The sequence below is a fragment of the Pseudanabaena sp. SR411 genome (genome assembly GCF_002251945.1).
Classification (GTDB): Bacteria; Cyanobacteriota; Cyanobacteriia; order Pseudanabaenales; family Pseudanabaenaceae; genus Pseudanabaena.
The window spans coordinates 14,486-40,591 of sequence record NZ_NDHW01000202.1 but is presented as its reverse complement, the minus strand read 5'-3'; the positions used below and the strand labels follow the sequence as shown (position 1 = coordinate 40,591).

Below are 26,106 nucleotides of genomic sequence, written 5' to 3'. Positions count from 1 at the left end.
CTGGATTCCTTAATGCTAAATCTTCTCATAATGTCGGGTTTATGTAACGTTGTAAGCGATCGCCCGATTACGCCCCTGATCTTTAGCTGTATAAAGAGCTTTGTCCGCGTAGGAAATCAGAATTTCTATACTTTGCTCTACTGTAGGAATTAGACTCGCAACGCCCATACTTAAAGTAACGCAATCACTTACATCCGAGTTTTGATGATCAATGTTGATTTCTGCAATTGTCGCTTGGATCGTATTCGCTAATTTTAATGCTCCATCGGTCTCTGTATTGCTCAAAATCACCGCAAACTCTTCACCACCATATCTTGTTACTAAATCAGTTGGGCGTTGGGGAACTTGAGCGATCGCTTGGGCAACACGCATTAAACAATATCGCCACCTTGATGACCATAACTATCGTTATAGCGTTTGAAATAATCTATATCGATCAAGATTAACGCGAGAGGATTTTGTTCGCGTTGATGGCGTTGCCATTCTAGTGCTAGGTAATCATCAAAGCGGCGACGATTAGCTATTTGGGTTAAACCATCTAAATTAGCGAGCAATTCCAATTGATGATTGGCAAGCACTAGCTCAGCAGTGCGCTCTTCTACACGATGTTCTAAAGTCTCAAATGACGTTTGCAAATCTGTTGCCATTTGATTAAAAGAGTCTGATAAGGTTGCTAATTCTGTAATATCTTGAAATCCTAAAAAGTCTGGTTTGAGTGCCGATTTTTGCCATTCTTGTTGCGCTAAAGTTTGACTGGCTTGACTTAATTTCTGGATAGGCTTAGTAATGCGATGTGCAGTCACAACACCTATTCCCATAGCGATCACCAAGGTGAAACTACATAGAACGATTGTCCATTGAGTATTTGCCTGAATTTCTGCCATAAAATCAGACTCAGGAATAATCACAACTGTTAACCAGTCCAAATCTACTTGATCTTGAAATGGAGAAACTTGAATAAAATATTTCTTGTTATCAATAACCAAGCTAAGATTTTGGCTATTTTGAATTTGGCGAAAATCAGTAAAATATTTTTTTAAATAAGTAGCTATTTTTTTGAATACCAAGTTATTGCTATTAAGAACATTTAAACGTTCTAGCTTAGTAAGCTTATTATCTAAGTTTTGTTTAGTATTATTTAAAGATAATCTTGGAGTCCAAGGAGTTTCACTAGTGGAGCTATCAATTAGTAATCCCTCTCGATCTATAATAAAAGCCTGACCAGTTTTGCCGATTTTTAGGCTTTTTAAAAAATCTCCAAGTTGTGTTAAAGAAACGGACGAACCAACAATTCCTTGAAAGACATTATTGCGATCATAAAAAGGGATAAAATTTAAAGCAACAAAAGGAGATGTGTCAGTTTTAATGCGTTCAACATTAATGATCCAAACTAAACGATTTGCTCTTTTTACTTTTTCATACCAAGGGGATTTAGGTGGATATTTATGGGTATCAAATTTGTTAGAGCTTCTAATCAGTTTAAGTCGGTTTCCTTGATTGTCAGTAAGATAACTATTGAAGAAGAAGTTAGTTGATTGATCTCTAATGCTAATTGTCTGAGAATTATCATCATTTTTTTGTAAAATCAAAAGTTCTTTTTGTTCATTAATAATACCCAAAGAGCCAATGCCATCAAAGGTTTGTAGCTGTTGCCGAAAATATTCCTCTAAACTAGAGAAGTCTTGCCAAGGAATTATATCAAGTTTAATGGCATTAGCATTGTTTTGGATGACTTCTGTCGGTTTACGAAAGTAGTTTCTTAAGTTTTCATGAATGCGGTTTCCAACCTCATTCATCAGAGAGCCAGAAATATTTTCTACCGCTTTTTGTCCACTCTGATAAGAAAGATAACCAACTAAACTCACTACACCAACAATTTGTAAGACAAATGGAACAACTAACAATAACTTCAGAGAGATTTGACGAGGCTTTTTAAGATTTATGGTGCGATCGCTGTTCATTTAGTTTAATTATTTTGCCAAGTTAATCATATATCTAAATATCTACAAATTCCCATTTTATTATTTTTCTAAAATCTTCAAGAATTAATAATATGATTGTTGACTTTTTACTTTTGTATTGGTATAGCTAGTTTCTAGATTTTAATTTTGAAGTAAGCTAAACTTTATCGATATAAACAACAAACAGCTTAAGCAAAATGAAAAAACTCAAGTTGAAATTTCTTGGCTTTTCTAGCTTTCTATTATTTGGGTGTATGAGTTTATCTGCATATACAGCGATCGCTAATGCCGAAACTAGTCAAGATTCCCCTACACCGATTACTGTCACCCTAAAATCAAAAAAGCAACTAGCTAAAGAAATTCTAGTTGAATTGGGTATTGGTAAACAGTACGACCTATATTTTTGGAACAGTGTTGACATTTCTACTGGAAATGGTTCAAGAACTAAGTTTAGTTCTTGGTTGCAAAAAACTTTGGCACGAGTAGCTGGATGGAAGTATGTTGAATCTCAGTATGTGGCAAGATTAGAATCTGATTTTTCGGAAGTCGAACTACAGGAATTATTAGATTTAGCCAAGCATCCATTGATGAAAAAGTTATTGAGAGCAGAAATCCAAGCCTATGAGGAGACGGGAGAAAAAAGAGCAAGATTACTTTGGAAAGCATGGGATGACTACAATTCAGGCAAAATAAACGTACCTGCTCATCTATGGAAGTAATCGCACAAAACTCTATGTCACTATTAATTGATCCAGACTCCAAAGCGAATATATCTGGTGGCTGTCACTGTGGAACCGTGCGCTTTCGGGTGCATGTGAGAAAATATGAGGCGATCGCCTGTAACTGCTCAATGTGTCAAAAGAAAGGAATTTTGCATTTGATCGTTCCTCCCGAAGATTTTGAGCTGTTGCAAGGCGAAGAGAATCTCACCACTTACACTTTTAATACAGGAATTGCCAAGCATTATTTTTGTAAGACCTGTGGCATTCATCCTTTCTATCGTCCGCGATCGCATCCTGATGATTACGATGTGAATGTGCGCTGTCTAGATGATGACGCGATGGAGCGATTTACAATTGTGCCTTTTGATGGCAAACATTGGGAAGATAATATTCAGCAAATCACCTGACAAAAAAGAAGCCTCGCAATGCGAGACTTCTTTTTTGTCAGCGCAAAGCGCTGTAAATTAGCTACAAGCTACAGGTGCGCCAATCTCTTTGGGAGTAGCAAAGGAAGTTCCACAACTACAAGACTTGCTAGCATTAGGATTGCGGAAACGGAAGCCACCACCTAATAAATCTTCGGTGTAGTCAAGTTCTAAACCTTGCAACTGAGGCAAGTTACTGTTGTTGATCACAATTTTTACGCCGTTATATTCGTATTGATTGTCATCAGCTTCGAGTTGGTCAACAAAGTCCATCAAATAGGACAAACCAGAACAGCCACCTTGTTTAATGCCTAAACGCAAAGGTGCAGAAGTGGCGCGTTGGCTTTGGAGATTTCTTACGCGAGCGATCGCGGCATCAGTCAATGTAATCATCTGAAACTTTCCTATATATGAATCGTGCTAAGAGCAATATTAGTCTTCTAGTAAGACAAGCGCAATACTAGCTAGAGAAACATTGGTGTAGCCAGCAACTTTGGCGGCTTTATAAAACGGTTTGGTAAGAAAGCATTTATGTACACCAAATAGACGCACCCCTTGATCGAGAAGTAGCCCAGTTTTGAAATGAAAATTGCGATGTAGTTTGACGGCTTTGGCAAGGTTGGATTTTGTTTTACAGCAAACCATGAGTTTTCTTTGATAATTCAACAACTTACTCTATGTTATAGCAACCATGAAGGAGTTGTGAGGGTTCGTCCCTTTGGGGCGTATCTTCACAACTCCTTTTATCTTACAAATAACGCTAGTTCAGGTGAAAATAGGATGTGCAGTGCTTCGCACTGCACATCCTATTTTATATGTACTTGCTAAATCCTATGCAATTTGCCGATCGCCTTCAGCCGCTACAGTCTAATGTGTTTGCCGATATGGACATAGCCAAAAGTCAGGTCAAAGCATCTGGAATGGCAATAATTGACCTATCGCTTGGTTCCTCTGATTTGCCAACTGATGCATTTATTCTAGAAGCGATCGCCACCGCATTAAATGATCCAACTACTCACGGCTATTCGCTATTTGGTAGCACTCTGGACTTCCGCAAAACAGTAGCAGCATGGATACAAAAAAAATTTGGCGTAACGGTTGATCCTGAAACAGAAGTATTACCTCTGATTGGTTCACAGGAGGGAACAGCCCATTTGCCGCTTGCTTTACTTAATCCCAATGATTTTGCGCTCTTACAAGATCCTGGTTATCCATCGCACTATGGCGGCATTCATTTAGCTGGTGGTCAAGTGTATGGTATGCCCCTATTAGCTGAAAATGGCTTTTTACCAGTCTTTGCGGATATTCCTGAGACAGTGTTGGCGCAGTCAAAACTGATGGTGTTGAGCTATCCCCACAATCCTACGACGGCAACAGCAACTTTAGAATTTTTCCAAACTGCTGTCGAATTTTGTCAAAAATATAATCTGGCTTTAGTTCACGATTTTCCCTATGTCGATTTAGTATTTGACGGATCGACACCACCTTCGATGCTGCAAGCCGATCACGCTCTGAATGTCAGCATCGAATTTTTCACCATGTCTAAGTCCTACAACATGGGCGGCTTTCGAGTTGGGTTTGCAGTTGGCAATCGTGAACTAATTAAAGCGCTTCGCCAAATTAAAGCCGTCGTCGATTTCAATCAATATCAGGGCATCATGCGTGGTGCAATCAAAGCGCTCAATGGCGATCGCGCACCAATTGAACATGTAGTCGATACATTTCAAGCGCGGCGAGATGTGATGATCGAAGCCCTTAAAGCGATCGGCTGGGAAATCCCTAATCCCAACGCTACGATGTATCTCTGGGCAAAACTACCTGACCGATACGCCCATAATTCAGTGGGATTTTGTCTAGACTTAATTAAATCTACGGGAGTCGCATTAGCCCCTGGCTCAGGATTTGGCAAACATGGTGAAGGCTATGTCAGGTTTGCGCTGGTACATCCACCTGAAGTTTTACAAGAAGCAGCTACAAAAATTGGTGCATTTCTGCAAAACCCAAATTGAGGTTCTTCGCACCTACGGTGCGAGAAGAACCTCAATTTGGGTTTCCACAATGTGAACTGCCTACAGAAAGTGAAGTGTCAACTCTACTTTTGTAGATCTTGTTTGTTAAGATTAGCTTAAACTTTATATGCAATGAAATAATTAAAGCTTGCAAGAGTCTAGAATAAAACGCTTATTGCTATTGATTTAAGATTTGCTGATGAAAATCGTTATTTGTTAAAATCACACTAACGTTGTTGATAAGCTATGGTTTGAAATAACGTTAAATGTATCCAACTAAAATTGCGATCTAATTTTTAGAAAGCGCCTAGCGGTGCAAGCCCGAACATAATGCTGAGGATTGATTCATGGCTTCCAATAAAAATATCCCACAAAAAGGTCAAGGCGCTAACGAACCAGATAAGAAGGCTGATGCTGCTGATGTCGATTGGATGATTATATCGGATATTAGTACGCGAATTGGCGGATCTCCAGACAGCAAATCAGGATCAAATCAATCTCCAGTAAGCTCACCTTCCCAAGTATTTAGTAACCAAGCTGCTGAGAATGATCTTGAAGATTTAGAATGGTTGCGATCGCTAGGTTTAGATGAGCCAATTGAGCGCTCTATTTCTTCAAGGAATACATCCAATACCTCAAATAGTCAGGGCAGTATTCCTCCTAACAACAATGAAGTGGGCGATATTGATTGGTTGATTGTGTCTGATCTCAAGACAAGGATGGATGACTCAGATATCAAAGCCAAAGCTAACCCTTCATACCAAGATATTGGTCAATCTCAGACAACTCTTCAACCAAAGCCCGATAGTCTCAGTTTCGATGAAGAAGATCTGGGCTTAGATGGATTGGATTTTTTAGACAACTCGGATTTTGCCGATCTAGACTCTTTAGGGTTTGACACTTCAACCCCACTGAGTATTGATGGGCTACAAAGCGAGATCGATAATACCGAAGGTAAGATACAAGGACTAGCAGAACTGCTAGATGATAATGATGACTCAAGTTTCGATTTAAGTACTATTGAAAATGATAGTGACTGGGATAGTATTTCAGGAATATTAGAAGACAATTTTAATCAGCCATCTAGCGAACTCAGTCTCGATATTGTCAGTGGATCTTCTGAAACATCAACTCAAGTTTCAGAGGTTGTTGGAAATACTGTAGAGGAATTTGAAAGTATAGATCTAGTCTCTGATCAATTTGCTGAGATTAATTATTCAGATGGAATAGATGACTTATTAGTTAGTGATTTAGATCTGTCTGAAGAAATACAAGCTGAAGAAATACAATTTAATCAGCTTGTCGATGATTTTGAAATTCAAGATAATTTCCCAAGTGAGTTTCAGAATGAATTACAAAATTCACAAGATCAGGATCTACCTTTTGATGATTTTGAAGTTGGCAATCTGGGAGCAGAAGCTGCTAATACATTAGATGATGACTTTGTAGCGTCCCAGTATGAAGCATCCTTTAATCCAAACGTGATTGAAGATGAGATGTGGTCGAGTAATTCGTCAAACCTTGATTCTGCTCCCCTTGATGAATCAGTTGAAAATACATTCACTAATGATTGGGGTGAGGTTATCGAAAATGCGATCGATGATGCTGTGTGGGATAGCCCTTCTAGCATAGATAGCGAGTTGATATTATCTACTACATCTATCGATAATGCTTTTGGTACATCTGATGACTGGGCTAGTGGATCACAAGTAGACCTACCTGAAGCAGAAGAAAATATTGATTTTGAGTTAGCCAATACTCTTTATGAAGCAGAAGAATATGTTGATTTTGAGTTGGCTAATGCTACTTCTGAAGTAGAAGAAAATATTGACTTTGATCTGCCTAATCTAGAGTCTTCTGAAGCAGAAGAACCCGCTAACTTTGAGACAGCTAATGTGGATTCTAGGATAGAAGTTGTTGAGTCATTGTCTTTCGAGCCAGAGTTCGACCTTCAGACTGAAGCACCTTTTGAACAGACGTTTGAGCAAGCAAATTTTGAGCAAGCAAATAACGAACATGAAGACGCGGTTGACAATCAGAATTGGGGCGTAGAAATTGATTCTGAAGGCATAGATGTTCATAACATTAGTGCTGATGTCAGTTGGGAGGCATCGCCAGAAGATGAAATTAATTTCGATATTGGGCTTAGTGATGAAGCGAGTTGGAGTGAAAGCCTAGAAGCTGAAATTGGTATTGGCAATGAAACTGATTGGAGCGCAAGTCTAGAAGCTGAAATCAGTCGTGGTAATGATGTATGGCAGGAAGAGTTAGTCGAAACAGAAGACTATTTGTCCCCTTCAGATCAACCTTCGGAAATTTTTAATGATGATTTGCTAGGTGCAGTTGACAATAACTTCCTAGAGCAGCCTCTCAATGAAGACTTTGATTTTAGCAACAATCTTGATGAAGATGATTGGGCGATCGCTGATAATGTCAACGAACTAGCTGAAAGCGAAAGTATCAGTAATCCTGAAACTATTAATTCCGAGATTCCACAAATATATGATGATTTTAATGATATCTCAGGAAACCCAGATACCTTTGAGCAACTTCCCGACCAACAACAGTTTAACAATTTCAACGAATTTAATACTCCATCTCACGATGACATATATTCGAGTTTAGCAGACAAAGAATTTGACCATTCTGAGAACTATATTCCTCCATCGCCAGAATGGGAAAGCCTTGAATCTATGGCTGAACAAGCTACTGACTCTGACTTTGCCAATTATACAAATAGTTTAGCTGGAGAGGAATTTGCTGACTCAGGTTTAGATGATAATTTTGCTAATTATGCTGATAGTTTTAGCAATGATATAGTTCCACCAGTCAACTTTAGTTCAGAAGAATCTAATTGGAATACAAGTACTGCTCAATCAGTTGTTACAGATCCTAGTCATGCGGATGATGATTTAGAAAGTATGCTAGACGATAATTTCGATCTAGCTTCTTTTGATGAAGATAGCTTATTAGAACTTCCTGCTTCTGAGTTTAATCTTAGCAGTATTCCTACAACACTTACTCCAAGTCGTCCTGTTGCTGATTCATCCGTAGAAGATTCACTCTCTGCAGGATTCAGTCCTCATCATTCTGCTAGCAATTCTATAGATGGGTTGGAAGATAACTTAGCTGGAGCAAGTGATCCATTTGAGGAAGCTTTGGTAAATGATTTACTCAATGACAACTATTCAGAAGTAAATTTTCAGGAAGAAGCTTTAGCCCATGATTTACTCAATGGTTTTGTACCAGAAGCAGATGGTTTTAATGATTTCGTGTCAGTGAAAGATTCATCCCCCATGGCATCTCCCAATTCAAATTTAGCATCATCAAAGTTCGATCTAGATCCAAGCGATCATGACTTTTTAGATGATTTTGATCTAGATAGTTTTGACCCACTCTCTGACGATGGGTTTGTCTCTCCACAAATATCTACTGGGTTGACACCATCAGCACCACCGATCGCTCCCGCACCTCCAAGTCTTCCTCCTCTGAGCAAGCAAGAACCAACTTCTCCATCTATCAATAACCCACCACCACCACCTTTTCTTCCCCCATTACCACCAAAGCGCAATCCTACTCAAGGTAGTACGACTCCAGCCCCATCTCAGCCACATACTAGCTCTCAGCCACATACTAGCTCTCAGCCACAGCCCCAAAATAGAATGGGCAGAAAAAATGAAGATGATTTTGATCGATTTCACTCACAACCAGATCAACATAGGCAGCGTAAACCGATCACTTCAATTGATGAAGGCTGGTCAGAATTATTAGATGCTGATACGGTGCTTTCTGGAGGAAGAGCATCAACAGGATCTTCCTATGGTGATCTAACAATGCCCTCAAGTGCAGGAGCATCGGTCGGGAAAGTTCCACAAAATAGAGAACGGAAAGAGCGCAACTCTTCTAGTGTTCCTAAGCGCAAAGAAACTGGATTACCTGATTTTAACGATCTTGGCTTGGAAATTCATGATGACAATACAGATTGGTCAGGTTTACTAGATAGCGGTGATTTATCTGACAGTATCACCACGATCAGTCCTCAAAGTACACAATTACCTTCTAGGGTTAGAACTAATCCAACGGAATCTTTCCGATCTGATGTAACAGGCATAAGTGAGACTAGAGAAATTCCTCGAGATCGCCGTAAGCCAATGGCAAGTTTTGGTGATTCGACACAAGCACGTATGGGTACGCCCCCCGATCAAGTTGATTTTAATCGGTTTACTGAAGACAACTACGATGCGTATGGTGGCTATGAACAGCCAGTAGCACCACCGCCAAACACTTCTAGTAAGCCCAAGTTAACGATACCTACTGTCAGCTTAGAGTCGCTATGGCAAAATTATCTCAAACTTCCTGCGATCGGATTAGGGGTGATCGGCGGAGCTTTTCTACTTTATAGTCTTCTCAATAGACCTGTATTTGATTTAGGTTTGCGGTGGGGGCTATTTAAAGATGCCAGTGGTAAAGATTTCACAAATGCGGATTTCAAAGGAGCCAAGCTGGATAACGTTGACTTTAGCAAATCCATTCTTACGGGCGCAAAAATGCAAGATGCAAGTCTTGTTGGTGCAAATTTTCAGGAAGCAAACCTTGATGGAGTGAACTTTACTAATGCTAATTTGAGTCGAGCGAGATTAATCCAATCTAGTGTAATTTGGTCAGAGTTTAACAAGGCTCAAATGAATCTCGTTGATTTAGCGGGAGCCGATCTGACGCGCTCTAATTTTGTTGGGGCAAAAATGGAAGGCGCTAACTTGAAAGGTTCTAAAATTGGTGCTCAAGGAACAGAGAAAGCAACAAAATTTAGTGCCACAACTTTACTTGCATGGCAGATTGTCAATCAGCCTCGCGAAGGACGTAATTTAGCAAGCCAAGAGCTGTCAGGATTAAATTTGAGCTTTACCAGTCTTAAACGCGCTAATCTATCTAATGCCAAGCTCAACTATACTGACATGACTAATACAGACCTGAGTGGAGCTAATCTCACTGGTAGTCAGATCAATGGCGCTAACTGGAGTGGAGCCAAGCTTAATGGAATTAACCTTACCCGTGTTACCTTCGATAAGAACAAGCTGCCAAAAACAGATGAGGAAACAATCTGTCCTAATGGAGCGAAAGGTCCTTGTAAATTTCAATAAGCACTAAAAAACAATAGAGAACCGATTTTTTGTGGCGCGGCGAAGCCGCGCCACAAAAAATCGGTTCTCTATTAAATTTCAGAACCCTAACTTTTATGAACTATGTTGTGATTTATGACGGTAATTGTAATCTTTGTGCTAGCTTTGTCAGTCTGCTAGAAAGGTTCGATCGCGGGCATCAGTTTTGCTATATCCCCATGCAGGATGCACAGACATTAGAAATCTTTAATGTCACAACTGACGATTGTGAAATGGGTATGATCTTAATTGATCGCCAAGTTCCTACCCAAAGATGGCAAGGTAGTGAGGCTGCTGAAGAAATTACGCGCCTATTGCCTATGGGCAAAGCTTTGATATCGGCATATCGAGCGATCGCACCTCTTAAATCTCTTGGAGATTCGACCTATATTCAGATTAGAGACAATCGCTATAAACTATTTGGAAAACGCGATCGCACCTACCACACAGCTTATCCATTTGGTTGTGCGGCGAGAAAGTAGTGAGAATACTAAGCTCTCCCTCTACTTTGCTATATAATCATTTTTGCAATGTTACAAGGCAAAATTTGTGTATAAAGTTTCTTCTCAGCAAAAGCAATACCATACCTATATCTTGTCTGATGAGAGCGCAAATTCTCAAATAGAAGTTGTGCCAGAGCGCGGTGGCATTGTCACAAGTTGGCGGATCAACAACCAAGAAGTTTTCTACCTTGATACTGAACGCTTTACCCATCCTGATTTGAGCGTTAGAGGTGGCAATCCGATTTTATTTCCGCTCTGTGGTAACTTGCCCAATGATACTTACAATGTCGATGGAACTGACTACAAAATCAAACAGCATGGTTTTGCCCGTGAGTTACCTTGGACAGCAACATCACAAAGTAATGATGGTGGAGCAAGTGTAACCATTGAGCTAGGTAGCAATGAACAAACTAAAGCTGTCTATCCATTTGATTTCCATTTAGCTTTTACTTATACGTTGCGCGGCAATACCTTAGAGATTCGCCAAGAATATAAAAATCTCTCTTCTACACCGATGCCGTTCTCTTCAGGCTTCCATCCCTATTTTCTCTGCGGTGACAAAAATCAGATCGAATCCAATATTCCTTCTGGACGCTACGAGGATAATCGCACTAAGGAGAGTTTTGATTTTGATGGCAAGTTTAACTTCGATCAAGATGAGATTGACTCAGTATTTGGTAAGCTTTCCAGTCGTTCAACTTCAGTAAATGACAATGATCGCAAACTTAAAATTGCGATCGATTACGATGATTTTTATACCTATCTAGTGTTTTGGACGGTTAAGGGTAAAGATTTCTATTGTCTAGAGCCTTGGAGTGCAACTCGCAATTCTTTGAATACTAAGGAGTATTTAACTGTACTAGAACCCAATGCTAGCTGTAGTGCTACAGTAAGTATTACTGCAAACTTTTTCTAAGGAATTACAGTTCTAATAATATCAATAAGAGGAGTATTATCGTTAATTAACGATAATACTCCTCTTATTGATATTGGAATGTTAATTGCTGCTAATGGGAAGAGTTTATTTTGGAGATTACAGTTCTTACGCTACTTATGATTAAATCTGGTTGATCTACCCACACAAAATGGCTACTCTTAGAAGCATCAACCTGAAGACAATTTGTTGATTAGCTGCAAATTCAAGATGCATTTTATCTCGTAATTAGTTGATACTAAGCAGAGGGATTAAAGCAGTCCAGAAAGATGGCTTGAAGAAAGAATGGGATTTAAAATACTGACTATCAGCAATTGACAAAAATGTTTAGCAATACTTACCTGAATTGCACTTTTGTCTATATTTATAATCTCTTGACTCATGGTCATCCAGTGTTTAGGAAGACAGAAAGAGCGCTTTACGCGATCGCGTGCATCCTCAGAAAAGTTTTTTAATTCTAGCTTGATGAATTCAAATATTCTGCATAATCTCAATAGTCGAATAATTCGGCACTGGTCATTAAATTAGTGGCATGAGAAAATAGAAGCAGAGCCAAAGAGAAAGCCATGGAATGCCCCCACTGCCAAAGCCAAAAGACAATCAAAAACGGCAAACATCACCACCAAGACGGAAAAGCTGTTCAGAATTATTTATGTAAAGGATGCAACAAGAGATTTAGCGAAAGGACAGGAACGCCAATGTCAAGGCTGAGAACACCAGAAAGTGTAGTGTCCTTAGCGATGAAGATGAGGAGTGAAGGTATGGGAATCAGAGCCAGTGGGAGAGTACTGGAAAAATCCCATGTCAGCATCATGAGATGGGAGCAAAAATTGGCAGAGCATTCACAGCAATGGAGTCCATCTGCCCCAACAGGAGGAGATGTCACCATCGAAGGCGAAGAAGTTTATACTCGCGTAGGCGAGAACCTTTCCCCCCAGTGAGTCAAAAGGCTGGACAGTGACATTCATTGAGCGTAAGAGTCGCTATTGGATTGAAGCAAAAGCAGGGTTCAAAAATACTAAACTATTTGCAAAAGCAACCAAAACAGCATGGCAATGGTCAAAGGCAAGTCAATACATCCGATGGTTTACCGATGGCGAAAGACGCTATGCCCAACAACTATGGCAAATGGCAAGTGTGCGCCTCAAATCCACCGAAGTAAGTCGTGAGTATGGACATCGAAAGGTATGGCGACATGGATTAGAAGTTGCTATCAAAATTAAAAGTTCACAGGGCAATCGTCGTGTCGAATGGCTCAAACCAGAGCATCCCTATACGGCTATTAGCGATAAGAGTGACGTTCATGCCAATCACAATGAAGCAAACAATAGTGCTTTGAGAAGGAGGTGTAGCGCTTATCGCCGCAGACAAAACCTGTATGCGAAGAATACCGAAGGATTACAACGAGCAGTAACTGTGCAAAGATTAGTTCACAACTGGGTGAGACCTCATGTGGGCTTGGGTAAGAATAAGACTCCTGCTATGGCGATCAGACTTTTTCATCGTCCCGTTTCTATGCTGGAATTATTATCCTCAAGTGGATTTCATTGCCTCACTAATTAACTCACCAGTGCCAATAATTCCGAAAGCTGATCCGAAAATAGATATCAGAAAGCCTGAGAGAAAAAATAGCTTTATTGCGTTCAACTGAATAGGCATATTGAGCATTCCTACCTCATGCAATCCATCAGTCAGGATTAGCCCTACGACATTTTGGGGAAACAAATGAGCATATAGGCGCATGTTGTAGCTGCCAAAGGAATCGCCTATCAAAATGTAGGGTGGCTCGATTTGGGATTGGGTTAATAATATGTCTAGTTCCTTACTTTTCACGCCATCTCTGAAACGCTTTCTAGGCAAGAGTTTTGGCTTTATACCAAAACACAAAGAAGAGGATACAGATAGTATAAAAGAAGAGATGAAAAAGAGGAGTCAAAATGGCAAGAGTATATAGAACCCATTTGGTATCTTAGGAAGATAAGAAAAAGGAGCCAAATATGGGATATAGGAGCAACCTATTGCGATTTTCAGATGAATACGGCACGAGCTTCAGTCTCAAGGAAATAGCCAAGAAGGTCTTTTTGCTGAAGAGAAGYAAYGAAAGTAGAAACAGCAGCATCTAAATCTTTTCTAGTTCTAGGCTTAATTTTACGTAAAAAAGCCTTGAGTTTTGACCAAAGCATTTCAATGGGATTTAACTCAGGAGAATAGGTAGGCAAAAACAAGACCTTTGCGCCAACCGACTCAATTGCCTCTATAACTAATAGATTAGTATGAACATTGAGGTTGTCCATGACGACAACAGTCCCTTTCCATAGAGCAGGAACGAGAATTTCGCGAACAAAAAATAGAAAAGTCTCTGTATTTGTCCCACCCTCTGCACCTGAAGCAAGGGTTACGATTTGCTTTGCCCAAAAATATGGATGAGTTGCGGCTTTTAGTCAAGAATCGTCTCTCTGAGATGACTAAATCTGTCATTGCCTCTATTGTCGGCTGGGCTTCCATTCTTGATGCTCTATCTGTAGCCTCTCTTTTGTGATTTGGTACAACTATATTTGCAATAAGTGTTACTTAATGACAATATACAACGCTAGAATAAGGCTTGTGGCAGTAGGAATATTGGCGGTTATGCTGAAACAGCAAAATAACGGGAAAAGCAAATAAAATCTATAGATACTCCGCCCAGATATCAACTACTTCTTGAGAGCCATACCATTTACCCGATCGCGGTGAATGATACACCCCATCGATCGCCATGTTCTTCGCTCCATCCAAATAAGCCGCCTCAATCGGAATTATGCCATCACCCCATACATCACCTTGCCCAATGGTGAGTTCATAACTACTATAGGCAAGCCATTTTTTTGGTGTAGATTTTTTGCCCTGTACCGCATTTCCTGCCACACAGATATATTCAATATCATCATAAAAAGCATCAGGATAATTGTCATTGACAAAACCTAAATTTGGCAGTGACCAAGGTTCGAGACTACGTTGGGGGGTTCCTAGACAAACCAGTTTGGCAACCTTAGAACGCGCATTCCAAACCTTGTTGTAATAGGGGCGATCTCCTAGATAAATCCGTGATAGCCATCCCCCTGCGGAATGGGCAATGATATTTACTTTCGATACACCAGTTTTGGCTAATTCTAGATTTACGGTTTGATCAAGTTTTTCTAAGATCGGTGCGATCGATCGTCCGCCAAGGGTCGGAACCCAGTCCGTCCATTTCAAAGGTACGACTGTCGCCGATAAGTTTTTACTTTGTAATTTTTGGGCGATCGGGATGTAATCGGTAGCTCCCGCAAGATATCCCGCCAGAATTATATTTGGAGTGTTCATATATTCACTATCAAAGTAGAAAGGACGCAAAGCGACCTCTCTACTTTAAAGCGCAAAGTACTAAATTTCGTCAGGGCGTTGACTAAGACAACTACCTCCGCGTGCCGCATTCCGAAAAGTTTGCACTGCTTCCACTGTATTAATGTGACCGCAATAAGGGCAGTAAACCTGCTCACCAATTTGTGGCTCAATGTCCGCACGGCTCCACCATTTACGACAGCGATCGCAATGAAAGTGATAGAGAAATTCAAGGGAAACTTTCATAGGCTCTGCTGTGCTTCGCGATAGGCGGCGTATACGCCCTTGACGTTGTACCAATTTAGGAAAATTCTAGCTATTTCGAGGGCTAATTGGGGTTTACCTTGATCGATTAGCCATGTAAGTAAGGGACGCAGCGATCGCTCATTTAGCAATCCACCTAACGACAATACGCCCCAAAGCATCACATGCAACCATGTCATCTGGATCATCAATTTGACTTGCCATGTCGGATGTTTTTGGTAAAAGACCACACCCATACGTCCGCGTTGAGCTTCGACATCAACAAGGCGCGGTAATTGCTCAATTGTAAAAGCGGGATGCCAATGATAACCAACGGCTTCAGGACATTTAATTAGTTTTAATCCCAATTTTTTGAGGCGAACACCTAGCTCTAGATCTTCCCATCCATACTGACGGAAACTAGTGTCAAACTTTCCTGCCTCAATTAACCAATGCTTAGCGATCGCCACATTACCCGTCGCAAAAAAAGCAGTGGAAATATCTTGAATTTTAATTTTCTCCGAGGTGGGATGCTCAAAATTATTAGTATTAATTACCAAACCATAGGTAAAAGCGCGATCGCCATTTTTAGAAGCTTTTTCCAGAGCTTTAGCATGGGCTGACAAAAATACTGGCGTAACAACAAGATCGCTATCAATAAATACGATGGTGTCACCTTGGGCTAGATCTATGCCCGTATTTCTAGCGATCGCCGCCCCTTCATGGTTTTGCAGAAATAGACGAACGTGAGAAAATTCATCAGCATGGCTTTGCAAAAATTCTACCGTGCCATCTGTAGAGCCATCATCAACCACTACAATCTCATAGGGTTGGGTAAAATTTTGTGCTTCCATCGATTGCAAACACTTCTGCAAGATTGGTAAGCGGTTATAAGTTGGGATAACAATTGACCACATATTGACCATTATCAAAGAAGACTCTTTGCGTCGTCTATTTTAATTAAAAGTAGCAATTCTTAGTACGAAACCAATTTTATTGTTTCCATCGCCGAAGGCGATGGAAACAATAAAATTGGTTTTTTGTAAAAATAAAAGGGTGCAAAAGCACCCTTTTATTTTAGTGGCGGGATTGTTGCCAAGATTGCCAGAGGGTAAGTCCGCCGACATAGCCATAACTCACCGCATACAACACCATGAATGGCAAAGTTACATATAGTCCTTTACTAAGAGCCAATATGGCAGCGATCGCACTGTAAATACATAGGCATATTTCAATTGCGGCTGTGGCATCAAGGGGAATCTTATAAGCCTTATTGTCCCAGCGATCGCTCTTGTGTTTGATATCAAACTTGGGTGTGCGGCGAAAATTTGCCCCTGTATTTGATAACCCAGCAAATACAGCACGGCTATTGCTCCAAGAAATACCAGTACCAAGAACGGCTAATAGGAAAATCCGACCAAGGCGGCGATGCCAATATTTAGGATACAACTCTCGCTGGGCATGGAAATACAAAAATGGGGGGCCAAAGGTAGCCGGAAGCATAAAGACTGACCAAATGCTCTCAAAGGAAATCCGCATGGCGATCGCATTGTCAGGCGTAATCAGCATTAGGGGAACTGACAGCAAAACCAAGAGCAGCATCAAAGGATGTGCCGAATATCCCGTCAAATGCATTGTGGCTTGAAATTTTACAGCCAGACTCAGATCAGCTTTCCAGATTTGGGCAACTAACTTCTTGGCACATTGAATGCTGCCCTTTGCCCAGCGAAACTGCTGCAATTTAAAAGCAAGCATAGCAACTGGTAATTCCGCAGGTGCAACAATATTATTGTCATAGACAACTTGCCAGCCCTTGAGTTGAGCGCGATAGCTCAAATCCATATCTTCGGCTAGCGTGTCAGCGTGCCAACCGCCAGCATCAATAATCGCCTGACGATTCCAAATACCCGCAGTCCCATTGAAATTTAGGAAATAGCCATTGTTGGATCGAGCTTGCTGCTCGATCGCAAAATGTCCATCAATCCCTGTTGATTGCAACTTGGTTAGTAACGAATATTCAGAATTGATATGTCCCCAACGGGTTTGGACGACAGCAACCTTTGCATCGGGATTTTCTACATAATGGCGAATTGTATCCTTGAGCCAGTTTGCTGAGGGAATGAAATCCGCATCAAAAATCGCAATGTAATTACCCTGTACTAGCGGCATCGCATCTTGCAACGCACCTGCTTTAAATCCAGCCCGATTGATGCGATGCACGTATTCAATCCAAAAGCCCTGATTTTGGTATTCTTGGACAGTTTCGCTAAGAATCGCTTGGGTGTCGTCAATGGAGTCATCAAGTACTTGAATTTGCATTCGATCGCGTGGATAGTCCAGCTTACAAACTGCATCTACCAATCGACGCGAAACATAGCGCTCATTAAAAATTGGTAACTGGATCGTGACAATTGGCAAATCTTCTAAAGCGATCGCTTGATGTTCAGGTGGCTCCACTGCCAACACATAACCAGAAAAGCTATTGTTTAGCGGTTTGTCGAGGCGAAAGTTATCAAAGTTATCAAAATTATTGACAGCGATCGCACCTGAACTGGGTGATGATGTTGCGGCTTGGGCAACTTGGTATTCTCGCGCAGGATTAAGTTGCGGAAAAACAAGCTGTTTCCGCAGGGAAAGCTTAGGCTTATGGACAGCAGTGAGCCAATAAGCATTTAGCCCATAAAGTAATAGCCACATTGCTGCCACAGCATTTAGGGCGGCTAGGATCGATATTAGTATCAGAATGACTCTTGACTCCTTCTTACCACACGAAGCACTAATCTTAAAAATTGATCAAACGAGCGAAATTAGCACACTAAGAAATATTACGACGCTTGTCCTGTATTTGTAGAAAAATTTACGATTTGACGCTAAGTATTTATACACCTATCCGTAAATCTTAATAAAAAAACAAAATATGGGCGCGAAGCGCCCATATTTTGTTCATAGCTGGGACATTTGTTGTAAGGCGATCGCCGCCGCCTCCTGTTGAGCCGCTTTAATGCTTTTGCCATGTCCTTTACCCCAGCAGCGATCGTCAAACCATACTTCTACGGAAAAGAGGTTACTGGGATTGTTGGCGGCTGTGTCAACATTGCGATATTCAGGCAACCGTTTCCAGCGTCCTTGAGTTAATTCTTGCAGAGCCACCTTGTAATTACCCAATGCAGGAATCGCCAACAAAGCCTCAGCAAAACGCTGCATATGCGGATCGAGCCATTTACGGATGAAGGCTAAATCTTGAGTATTAATATATAGGGCTGCCATTAAAGCTTCGAGGGCATCCGCTAACAGCGATCGCAGAGCTTGTGAGTCATTGCGGGCTGCATTAGAAACCACAACATATTTTTGGAGATCGTAAATCCCTGCGATTTCAGCAAGAGTTTTGTCACTGACTAGATGCGATCGCAAAGCAGCTAAGTCACCCACCTTGCGGTCGCCATACCTTTCTTGCAAGAACAAACTCACTGATAAACGCAGCACACTATCGCCCACAAACTCCAACTGATCATTGTTATAGGTGTTGGAAAAACTAGGATGTACCAAAGATTGATCAATCAATAGCCAATCAAAACCTTGAGGATTAATCGCTGGAGTAATCCGTTCTAGTTTTGCTTGTTCTAGTCCCATCTGTTCTAATAAACGGACTAATTCTCTTTGACGACGTGGATCAATGGTAGATGACATGAGACTTAGCAGATACTTTGCAGATACAATTACAGCAACTTTGTAAATATGATCGTAGTCCATCGTAACCATGACTAAAAGGTTTTTCTCTACACTCTGCCTAGCCTTGCTGGCAACAGTGACAACGATTTGGATTGTGGCTTGTCAGCCCAGTACTACAGTTACAGACTCTAAACCCACCGCGAATAACACAGCACCCGTAACAGGTTCAGGATCTGGCGGCGTTAAAGATACTCTCCGTTTAGGCGCAGTTCTCCCTGCTACAGGTGACTTATCATCGATTGGCGCACCAATGATCAAATCCATTGATTTTCTGGTGGAAACCGTCAATCAATGTGGCGGTGTGCTAGGCAAACCGATCGCTTTCTTTAAGGAAGACGATCGCACCGATCCACCCGCAGGTGCAGAAGCGATGACAAAACTGGTGAAGGTTGATAACGTCGGGGCTGTGGTTGGTGCATTTGCTAGCAGCGTCTCTACGGCAGCGCTAGCGATCGCTGTTCCCAACAAAGTCGTGATGATTTCTCCGGGTAGTACCAGCCCTGTCTTTACTGAGCGTGCCAAAAAAGGCGAATTTAATGGCTACTGGTATCGCACGGCTCCTCCTGACACCTATCAAGCTTTAGCCCTAGCAAATCTTGCCTATAAAAAAGGCGCAAGAAAAGTTGCCACCCTCGTCATTAACAACGACTATGGCGTAGGCTTTGAGAAAGCCTTTGTGGAAGCCTTTGAAAAACTTGGCGGCACAATTGTCAACAAAAGCAACCCGACTCGCTACGATCCTAAAGCGACCACTTTTGAAGCTGAGGCTAAGGGCGCATTTGGTAGTAAGCCTGATGCAGTTGCTGCAATTCTCTATCCTGATTCTGGCGGTGCAGTGATTAAGGCAGCTTTTGAACAGGGCTTAACCAAAGATGTGAAAATTTTGCTCACCGATGGTGTGAAGACCGAAGACTTTCCTAAGTTAATTGGTAATACCCCCGAAGGTAAATTGATTTTGGCAGGCGCGATCGGCACTGTACCTGGTGCTGATGGCAAGTCTCTCGCCGAATTTACCAAGATTTTCAAAGAAAAGACTGGACAAGATCTAGGTGCGTTTGTGCCTCATTCCTACGATGCGGCGGCTCTAGTGGCGATCGCTGCCGAAGCTGCCAAAGACGGCACTGGTGATGGCATCAAGAGTAAAATCCGTGAAGTAGCCAATGCCCCTGGACAAGAAGTTAGTGATGTTTGTGAAGCAATCAAACTGGTCAAAGCTGGCACAGACATTGACTATCAAGGTGCAAGCGGCAACGTTGATCTGGATGAATACGGCGATGTTAAAGGTAGCTATGACGTTTGGGAAGTCCAACCCGACGGCAAAATTACTGTAATTGATCGCGTTTCACCTTAACTATCAAATCAATAAATTAGAGAGGGCGCTTCGCGCCCTCTCTAATTGAGACAAAAAATCTGCTAATCTTTCTGTAAAAATCTCCGCCTTTACCTACATATAGAGACGCAATATCTATGGCGATCGAACTTAAAGCTGCTGCTCCACAAGAAGTTTCCATCTACATGCCCTATTACCGAGAGCCAAACAAGCGTCAAGCTCTCCCCTACGCTATTTCTCTTTACAAACAGGGTGAAATCACGGGTGAACGGCATATCGAAGGAAGTCCAGCCGTTTCTTTTATGGCAGTATGGCGCGTGGCAAACTTGCCATCGGATCTCGCCTTATGTCGCTTGACCTTTGAGGGTGATGCTGACATGAGCTATGAAATGACATTAGAAAATTCAGAATTTGTTGGCTATTTAATTGATGTTGTCTCCAATATTCGTGACAAAGGCTATGTAGATTTCCCGCAAATCTTTTACAGCAAGTTATTTCGACTCAAATTAGCTAGTGCTGAAGGTAATTAAATCTTTTGCTAATTTTTGCTCACATAGCAACCCAAAAAATATCAACTCATGTATAATCCTAAGCTCAAATCTTGCTAAAAAAAACAAAGTCAGCTAAAGTCCTGATGCAGCTTTTTATAAGGCAAAAGAATAGTCAAATTTAAGGGGTTTACATTGTGTCATATGCCGCCCAACGCCTCGAATATCCAGAGCGACAGTCAGAGCCTGTAGCCAAAAAAGTCGATCCCATGATTATCAGAGCTGCTAAGCAGATTTATCGCTACTATGCTGATTCCTATGCAGCACAACTACCACGCCCCATGGGAATAGCGATCAATCGCATAGATATGAGTGGCAAACTTATTTACTCCCAACTAATTTTGTTACCACAAGAAAGCTTTGTACCAATGGAATTAATTGAGCTATCTGATTATCATTAAACTTATTTAATGCTTGTTTGATACTTGTTAAATTCAAGTGGCTTAAGTTACTTTGGCTCAAACTAATTTATAAAATATTTATAAAAATTGATTTATAAAAAACTGTATTGTGAATAAAGTCTATTGTTAAGTAATTAAGATTTTAGTTAGCTATTTGCCTTGACTCAGAAATTATTCAAATTCTTATTAGGTATCAGTTATGACGTATGCAAGTTCTTCGGTATCAGTTACAGCTACAGCGTCAGTACGTTTTCAAAGTAAGCTCAAAGAAACCAAAAACTTTGGTGATGCTTTGGTAGAAGTATTTTCTGACCTTGTGCAGTTAGAAATTGTGACTTGGGTAGCGCATGAAGGTGATACGACTCATAGAGCAGGTAATCGCTTAAAGACAACGATTAATCTGATTGATGGTGATATTGAAAATGAATTGGGAGCAGACTTTTTGCAGGGTTCTCCCTATGCAGAACTACGTGGCTTTCATGAGATTCAAGTGGAGAAAGGTGCGGAGACGATCGCCAATAATCTCAAAACTCTCGTCGATATTGGACAAAAGGTAACAGGCTTGTTAAATGCTGAAAGTGAGCCAGAGAAAGAAGATGCGGTTGATTTCAGTAGTGATCGCTTTCTCAGTCGGGTCTAGTCCTATCTAATTTATTCGACCTGTCGCGAAGGAATCTGTATGCAAGATCTGGCTGCAAACAACAAAATTAATGCCGAAAATGAGCCAACTCAGATCAAATCTGGGCGTGAAAAGCTTGCTAACAATAATCAACCTTTAACACCGATTAAAAAAGATGCTCCTGGCGAAAGTACTACCCTTAATAAATTTCGAGAAACCATCAAAGATGTTTTGGAAGAAATTACGGTACTGGAAGTCAACACGATCATTGTCAGCCATATTCCAATTGTCAGATTTGATGCAAGGCAGTTTTACGCTGATCTGCTCGAAAGCATTATGTACAAAACGGAGGAAGGGCTGCAAGACATCCGACGTTCTCTCCTTGACCGTAGTAAAGAGCTGCAAAAGCAAGGTTCAGCAGTTGCTCAAATTGAGCTTGATCGATATAACCGTGATTTAGAAATTTATAAGCGAGCGGAACGATCATTTAACAATCGCCAAAATTCGACCGATCCTAGGCAAAAAGAGCAATTTGAGATTGAACAAGCTTGTTATGAGGAACTAGCAGAAAAGGTACTGCACTTAGATATTCTTAAGGATGCTGAAGGACGAGTAATTACGGATGCACCGATGATTCGCTATTTCCGAAAGTTATGGGAATTTGAGCAATCAATTTTGAATGGTGAACGTATTTACGCTCAGACTCAATTTCAACTTGATGGTGATTTGACCAATCGATTTCTGGATGATTTGTTTGTGCCAGCTAGAAGCAAAATTGATCCAAATATGGCAAAGTTAGTTTTTGATTTGCATCATCAAGCGGTCGAAAATGCTGAGAAGCAATGGTCAGGATTGATCATAACTTGCGTCAATTTAGTCAAAGATTTGATGCAGTTCCGACCAAAATAATTATGAACGTAATTAATTGCAAACCCAAATTGGTAAAGTTTCGCCCCACAGGGGTGAAACTTTACCAATTTGGGTTTGCAAGATTGCGCCTCCTAGGGACGCAATTTTATAAGTTTGGATTTGCAAGGTTGCACCTCGGAGAGATGCAACTTTGCAAATTTGGGTTCGCACGGTTGCGCCCCGCAGGGACGCAACTTTGCAAGTTTGGGTAATTTATAGTTATGGTGGCTACGCCTGATTGGTTGGCTATTATTGATGACGAAATTAGTTTGTGGCTAAATCCAACCGTGCTTGACCAGATTGATCTGGATATTCAGGATTTAGCTAATCCTCATGAAATTATTTATCGAGTTAATAGTCGGGACTTACTGCAAGTATTAGCCTCTAGTGTGGGCATGGCGGCAAAGCAACAAGGGGCGATCGCTATTTGGACTTATTACACAGATAAAATTGGTGATTTGGGCGATTCTAAAACAGAGACATCTCCACCCATATTGCGGACTTTGATGAATATAGATGGAGATATTAGTCAAAAGGTTTGTGAAGATATCTTGTACCATCCTCGCGCCGATCGCATTTTAAAGACTCATAGTTTTCTGGTTGGTCAAATTTCGCGACAATTTTTGACGGCAATCACCGATTATGTTGAGCAAAAACTACGCCCATTTGCGATCGCCACCGTATCTTTTGCAACGACAATCACATGGTGTGATCCGTTGCAAAATCTTGGACAAAGATTTAGTTTCTCGGCAGATTTCGCAACTTATTTAGCAAATAAATGTTGGGCTATGGCGAGCGCAGCCCCGATTGTGGTCTTAATGATTTGGTGGATTTATTCTAAACTAAATCTCACCTTGCCACCTCTACCAAAATTTAGCCGAAAATTTTTCACGAATTTACTCAGGCTGCTCGAAAGTCAATTTTTGCGACTGGTGGCGATCGCTGTGGTCATCACTTTAATTTTTTGTTGGATTACCATCAAAGTTGCGATACCTATTGATGATCACGCTAATAGCTTTATCGTTACGCTTGAAGCTTTGGTAGAGCCATATTTACCCGTGGCAATCATTAGTTTACGCAAATGGATTGTTAGTACATTAGGCAAAATCTTTTTCCGTTATCCTTTCTTCGTTAAATTGATTTTTGGGCGTTTCATAAGATGATGGTGTTACGCAAAGTGGAAATTACCCGATAAAGGCAATGAAACAAGTTGAGATTTGGCGATCGCAAGCTGCCGCAACCCTTGCATTTCTAGTTCCCAAAATTGTCGGCAGTACGATCAATGATAAAGATGGAGTGGTGGACGATCTAGTGCGCGTGTTAAATAACTTACCCGCACGTCCAGAAACTCGACAGCCCTATGCAGGTATTTTGCCTGCGGCCGATTTGGCAACATGGCGCAGTCGGGCGGCGTTAACTCTTCAGGCTTCCGTGCCAAAGATTCCCGATGTTGAAGGTAGCGTTTTTGATGGGGCGATCGATGATTTGATTCGTTTTTTGCATAATTTACCAGCACGTCCGACGGGGCGATCGCCCTATGCGGGACTTTTTCCTGCGGCGGATTTAGCAACATGGCGCAAACAAGCTGCACAGACTTTAGTAGCAGCGATCGGCAATATCACTGACCCAAAACACAATAGTGCTGATGGCAGAATTGATGACTTAATCAGGGTGATGAGTGGTTTGACTTTGCGCCCCATCTTACGAAAACCCTATGAAGGGCTTTATCAAGCGCCGAATCTGACTGAGCATCGCAAATTAGCGGCGCGGCGCTTGGATCAATTGATTACTGGACTGAAAGATGATTTCAACCCCAAGGATGTATTAGTTGATAGCACGATTCGGATTCTCAATAATTTGCCCCCACGTCGTCTCGATCAAGAACCCTATGAAGGCTTATATCCTCGTACTACCGCATCTAGTCTAGCTACAACTTCTGGTTTGATTACCCAAGAGCAATTGAGTGCGATCGCTCCCTATTCCCGACGCGATCGCCTTGAGAAACTGCTGCCCCACTTGAATAACACAATGCAACGTTATGCGATCACTACGCCGCTCCGTAAAGCACATTTTCTCGCTCAAGTGGGACATGAAAGCGATGGCTTTAATACTAACGAGGAATATGCCTCTGGAGCAGACTATGAATGGCGGACTGATTTGGGGAATACGCGCGTTGGTGATGGTGTGCGCTTTAAAGGGCGGGGCTTGATCCAAGTTACAGGAAGATCCAACTATATTGATTGTGGTCGCGCATTGGGTGTGGACTTGATTAATAGTCCCCAACGTTTAGCGGATTTCGATCTGGCTTGTCTTAGTGCAGGTTGGTATTGGGATACTCGCAAACTTAATGGTTATGCAGATCGCGATGATGTCCTCACTATCACCCGCATCATCAACGGCGGCACAAATGGCTTAGCCGATCGCCAGTCCTATCTGGCTAGAGCTAAGCGAGTTTTTGGGATTTAACACTAACCCCATAGAGTTAAATCCCTAGGGGATGTAACTCTACGAGTTCGGTTTACACAAAAGGAGCTAAAACCATGTCCTACAGTGACTTTACTACACTTGATAAGGTTCAAACTACTTTTAATTTAACTTTAGAAGAAGATCGCAATTTATTTGGATTTTTAGAAAGTGTGATCCCCTCAGACTACTTGCAACAAACGCTCACAGAATATTTACCCCTAGCCACAGCCATTAATACTGAGAAATCACGCTCTGAATTTTTGATTGCTCCAATCCTTGCGGAGTTGAGGCGTTTAGCTAACTATCAAATCAGTCTCTTTTCTGGCACAGAGTTTAATGTTGATAAGGAAAAAGGATTAGCAGGCTACTGTGATTATTTGATTAGTTTCTCTAAAGAACAGTATTTTATTCGAGCGCCAATTATGGCGATCGTGGAAGCAAAAAATGAAAACATCAAGAATGGACTAGGACAATGTATTGCCGAAATGGTTGCCGCACAAATCTTTAATCAACAAGAAGGTCAGGATTATGAAGAGATCTATGGTGTTGTCTCTACGGGAACCGTCTGGAAATTTCTACTCTTAAGGGATAAACAAGTTTTCATTGATTCTCAAGAATATTATGTGAATCAAATTGGCATGATATTAGCAATTATGCTTTTACCAGTTCATAGGAAAAATCAAAATCAATGAAGGCGTTGCTTTGCGCCGCCTTCATTGATTTTGATTTTATGACCTAAGTAAACCTTGCATTGCTATAAAACCAAGATTAGTTCACTAGTGGCGGCG

At 41.2% G+C, this 26,106-nt stretch carries 24 protein-coding genes and 3 pseudogenes; 17 read left to right on the top strand and 10 right to left on the bottom strand.

What is annotated here, in order from left to right; translation table 11 throughout:
• Positions 1-39: 39 nt before the first annotated feature.
• Positions 40-1,796, bottom strand: a pseudogene (locus B9G53_RS29175) (diguanylate cyclase).
• A 419-nt stretch (positions 1,797-2,215) separates the two neighbouring features.
• Here B9G53_RS29175 and B9G53_RS22115 point away from each other — a divergent pair.
• Entirely contained in the window at positions 2,216-2,680 is a 465-nt protein-coding gene (locus B9G53_RS22115) for a DUF2059 domain-containing protein (RefSeq protein ID WP_141211852.1), read from the top strand.
• A gap of 14 nt (positions 2,681-2,694) precedes the next feature.
• On the top strand, positions 2,695-3,090 hold the full coding sequence (locus B9G53_RS22110; protein ID WP_094535647.1) for a GFA family protein: 396 nt from the start codon (positions 2,695-2,697) through the stop codon (positions 3,088-3,090).
• A 57-nt stretch (positions 3,091-3,147) separates the two neighbouring features.
• Here B9G53_RS22110 and B9G53_RS22105 read toward each other — a convergent pair whose 3' ends face one another.
• Positions 3,148-3,501 carry an iron-sulfur cluster assembly accessory protein gene (locus tag B9G53_RS22105; protein WP_094535617.1) on the bottom strand — a complete coding sequence of 118 codons (354 nt, stop codon included), beginning with the start codon at positions 3,499-3,501 and terminating at the stop codon, positions 3,148-3,150.
• A 39-nt stretch (positions 3,502-3,540) separates the two neighbouring features.
• A complete protein-coding gene (locus B9G53_RS22100; protein ID WP_094535616.1) occupies positions 3,541-3,753 on the bottom strand; it encodes a hypothetical protein in 213 nt (70 codons plus the stop codon).
• Positions 3,754-3,941: 188 nt separating this feature from the next.
• Between B9G53_RS22100 and B9G53_RS22095 the strand changes: the two genes are divergently transcribed.
• The 6 genes from B9G53_RS22095 (at position 3,942) to B9G53_RS22065 (ending at position 13,276) form a co-directional block, all read left to right on the top strand.
• Entirely contained in the window at positions 3,942-5,117 is a 1,176-nt protein-coding gene (locus tag B9G53_RS22095) for an LL-diaminopimelate aminotransferase (protein ID WP_094535646.1), read from the top strand.
• Positions 5,118-5,464: 347 nt separating this feature from the next.
• The gene (locus B9G53_RS22090; RefSeq protein ID WP_094535615.1) at positions 5,465-10,258 is read left to right on the top strand and encodes a pentapeptide repeat-containing protein; all 4,794 of its coding nucleotides are present in this window, start codon (positions 5,465-5,467) and stop codon (positions 10,256-10,258) included.
• 95 nt (positions 10,259-10,353) lie between these two features.
• Positions 10,354-10,758, top strand: a complete 405-nt coding sequence (locus B9G53_RS22085) for a thiol-disulfide oxidoreductase DCC family protein (RefSeq protein ID WP_094535645.1) — start codon at positions 10,354-10,356, stop codon at positions 10,756-10,758.
• A gap of 67 nt (positions 10,759-10,825) precedes the next feature.
• The gene (locus B9G53_RS22080) at positions 10,826-11,695 is read left to right on the top strand and encodes an aldose epimerase (protein WP_094535614.1); all 870 of its coding nucleotides are present in this window, start codon (positions 10,826-10,828) and stop codon (positions 11,693-11,695) included.
• A 399-nt stretch (positions 11,696-12,094) separates the two neighbouring features.
• Positions 12,095-12,241 (top strand): hypothetical protein, encoded by a 147-nt coding sequence (locus B9G53_RS27615; RefSeq protein ID WP_176453310.1) that lies wholly within the window; start codon positions 12,095-12,097, stop codon positions 12,239-12,241.
• A 38-nt stretch (positions 12,242-12,279) separates the two neighbouring features.
• Positions 12,280-13,276 (top strand): IS1 family transposase gene (locus B9G53_RS22065; protein WP_094535613.1). Its coding sequence is split into 2 segments (ribosomal slippage): positions 12,280-12,642 and positions 12,644-13,276, totalling 996 coding nucleotides; the frame shifts between segments, so codons are not numbered across the junction.
• A gap of 12 nt (positions 13,277-13,288) precedes the next feature.
• Here the strand turns inward: B9G53_RS22065 and B9G53_RS22060 are convergent.
• Both B9G53_RS22060 and B9G53_RS28735 read right to left on the bottom strand, forming a co-directional pair.
• Positions 13,289-13,537: pseudogene (locus tag B9G53_RS22060) on the bottom strand (alpha/beta hydrolase); the annotation flags it as partial.
• A gap of 326 nt (positions 13,538-13,863) precedes the next feature.
• Positions 13,864-14,046, bottom strand: a pseudogene (locus B9G53_RS28735) (transposase); the annotation flags it as partial.
• Here B9G53_RS28735 and B9G53_RS28730 point away from each other — a divergent pair.
• The gene (locus B9G53_RS28730) at positions 14,006-14,140 is read left to right on the top strand and encodes a hypothetical protein (RefSeq protein ID WP_254923770.1); all 135 of its coding nucleotides are present in this window, start codon (positions 14,006-14,008) and stop codon (positions 14,138-14,140) included. The pseudogene B9G53_RS28735 and the gene B9G53_RS28730 overlap by 41 nt on opposite strands.
• 240 nt (positions 14,141-14,380) lie before the next feature.
• Here the strand turns inward: B9G53_RS28730 and B9G53_RS22050 are convergent, their stop codons facing one another.
• The 5 genes from B9G53_RS22050 to rnc all read right to left on the bottom strand — a co-directional run bounded on the left by B9G53_RS22050 (position 14,381) and on the right by rnc (position 19,075).
• On the bottom strand, positions 14,381-15,055 hold the full coding sequence (locus B9G53_RS22050) for a triacylglycerol lipase (protein ID WP_094535611.1): 675 nt from the start codon (positions 15,053-15,055) through the stop codon (positions 14,381-14,383).
• A 60-nt stretch (positions 15,056-15,115) separates the two neighbouring features.
• Positions 15,116-15,319, bottom strand: coding sequence for a hypothetical protein (locus B9G53_RS22045; RefSeq protein ID WP_009625027.1), 204 nt, complete (start codon positions 15,317-15,319; stop codon positions 15,116-15,118).
• Positions 15,316-16,242: a glycosyltransferase family 2 protein gene (locus B9G53_RS22040; protein WP_094535610.1), complete on the bottom strand. Its 927-nt coding sequence runs from the start codon at positions 16,240-16,242 to the stop codon at positions 15,316-15,318. The genes B9G53_RS22045 and B9G53_RS22040 overlap by 4 nt, the downstream gene beginning before the upstream one ends.
• 151 nt (positions 16,243-16,393) lie before the next feature.
• Positions 16,394-18,013: a glycosyltransferase gene (locus B9G53_RS22035; RefSeq protein WP_094535609.1), complete on the bottom strand. Its 1,620-nt coding sequence runs from the start codon at positions 18,011-18,013 to the stop codon at positions 16,394-16,396.
• A gap of 246 nt (positions 18,014-18,259) precedes the next feature.
• Positions 18,260-19,075 (bottom strand): ribonuclease III, encoded by an 816-nt coding sequence (gene rnc / locus B9G53_RS22030; protein WP_254923769.1) that lies wholly within the window; start codon positions 19,073-19,075, stop codon positions 18,260-18,262.
• On the opposite strand from rnc, the gene B9G53_RS22025 reads away from it, so the two are divergent.
• The 8 genes from B9G53_RS22025 (at position 19,074) to B9G53_RS21990 (ending at position 26,010) form a co-directional block, all read left to right on the top strand.
• Positions 19,074-20,396 (top strand): ABC transporter substrate-binding protein, encoded by a 1,323-nt coding sequence (locus tag B9G53_RS22025; protein WP_094535608.1) that lies wholly within the window; start codon positions 19,074-19,076, stop codon positions 20,394-20,396. The genes rnc and B9G53_RS22025 overlap by 2 nt on opposite strands.
• A gap of 116 nt (positions 20,397-20,512) precedes the next feature.
• Positions 20,513-20,905 (top strand): type IV pilus biogenesis protein EbsA, encoded by a 393-nt coding sequence (gene ebsA, locus B9G53_RS22020; RefSeq protein WP_094535607.1) that lies wholly within the window; start codon positions 20,513-20,515, stop codon positions 20,903-20,905.
• A gap of 155 nt (positions 20,906-21,060) precedes the next feature.
• Positions 21,061-21,324, top strand: a complete 264-nt coding sequence (locus B9G53_RS22015) for a hypothetical protein (RefSeq protein ID WP_094535606.1) — start codon at positions 21,061-21,063, stop codon at positions 21,322-21,324.
• A gap of 199 nt (positions 21,325-21,523) precedes the next feature.
• Positions 21,524-21,964, top strand: coding sequence for a hypothetical protein (locus B9G53_RS22010; RefSeq protein ID WP_094535605.1), 441 nt, complete (start codon positions 21,524-21,526; stop codon positions 21,962-21,964).
• 39 nt (positions 21,965-22,003) lie between these two features.
• Positions 22,004-22,852: a hypothetical protein gene (locus tag B9G53_RS22005; RefSeq protein ID WP_094535604.1), complete on the top strand. Its 849-nt coding sequence runs from the start codon at positions 22,004-22,006 to the stop codon at positions 22,850-22,852.
• A gap of 221 nt (positions 22,853-23,073) precedes the next feature.
• Complete coding sequence (locus B9G53_RS22000; protein WP_094535603.1) at positions 23,074-24,015, top strand: hypothetical protein; 942 nt, start codon at positions 23,074-23,076, stop codon at positions 24,013-24,015.
• 37 nt (positions 24,016-24,052) lie between these two features.
• Complete coding sequence (locus B9G53_RS28165; protein ID WP_094535602.1) at positions 24,053-25,318, top strand: glycoside hydrolase family 19 protein; 1,266 nt, start codon at positions 24,053-24,055, stop codon at positions 25,316-25,318.
• A gap of 74 nt (positions 25,319-25,392) precedes the next feature.
• Positions 25,393-26,010: a hypothetical protein gene (locus B9G53_RS21990; protein WP_094535601.1), complete on the top strand. Its 618-nt coding sequence runs from the start codon at positions 25,393-25,395 to the stop codon at positions 26,008-26,010.
• Positions 26,011-26,106: the final 96 nt, after the last annotated feature.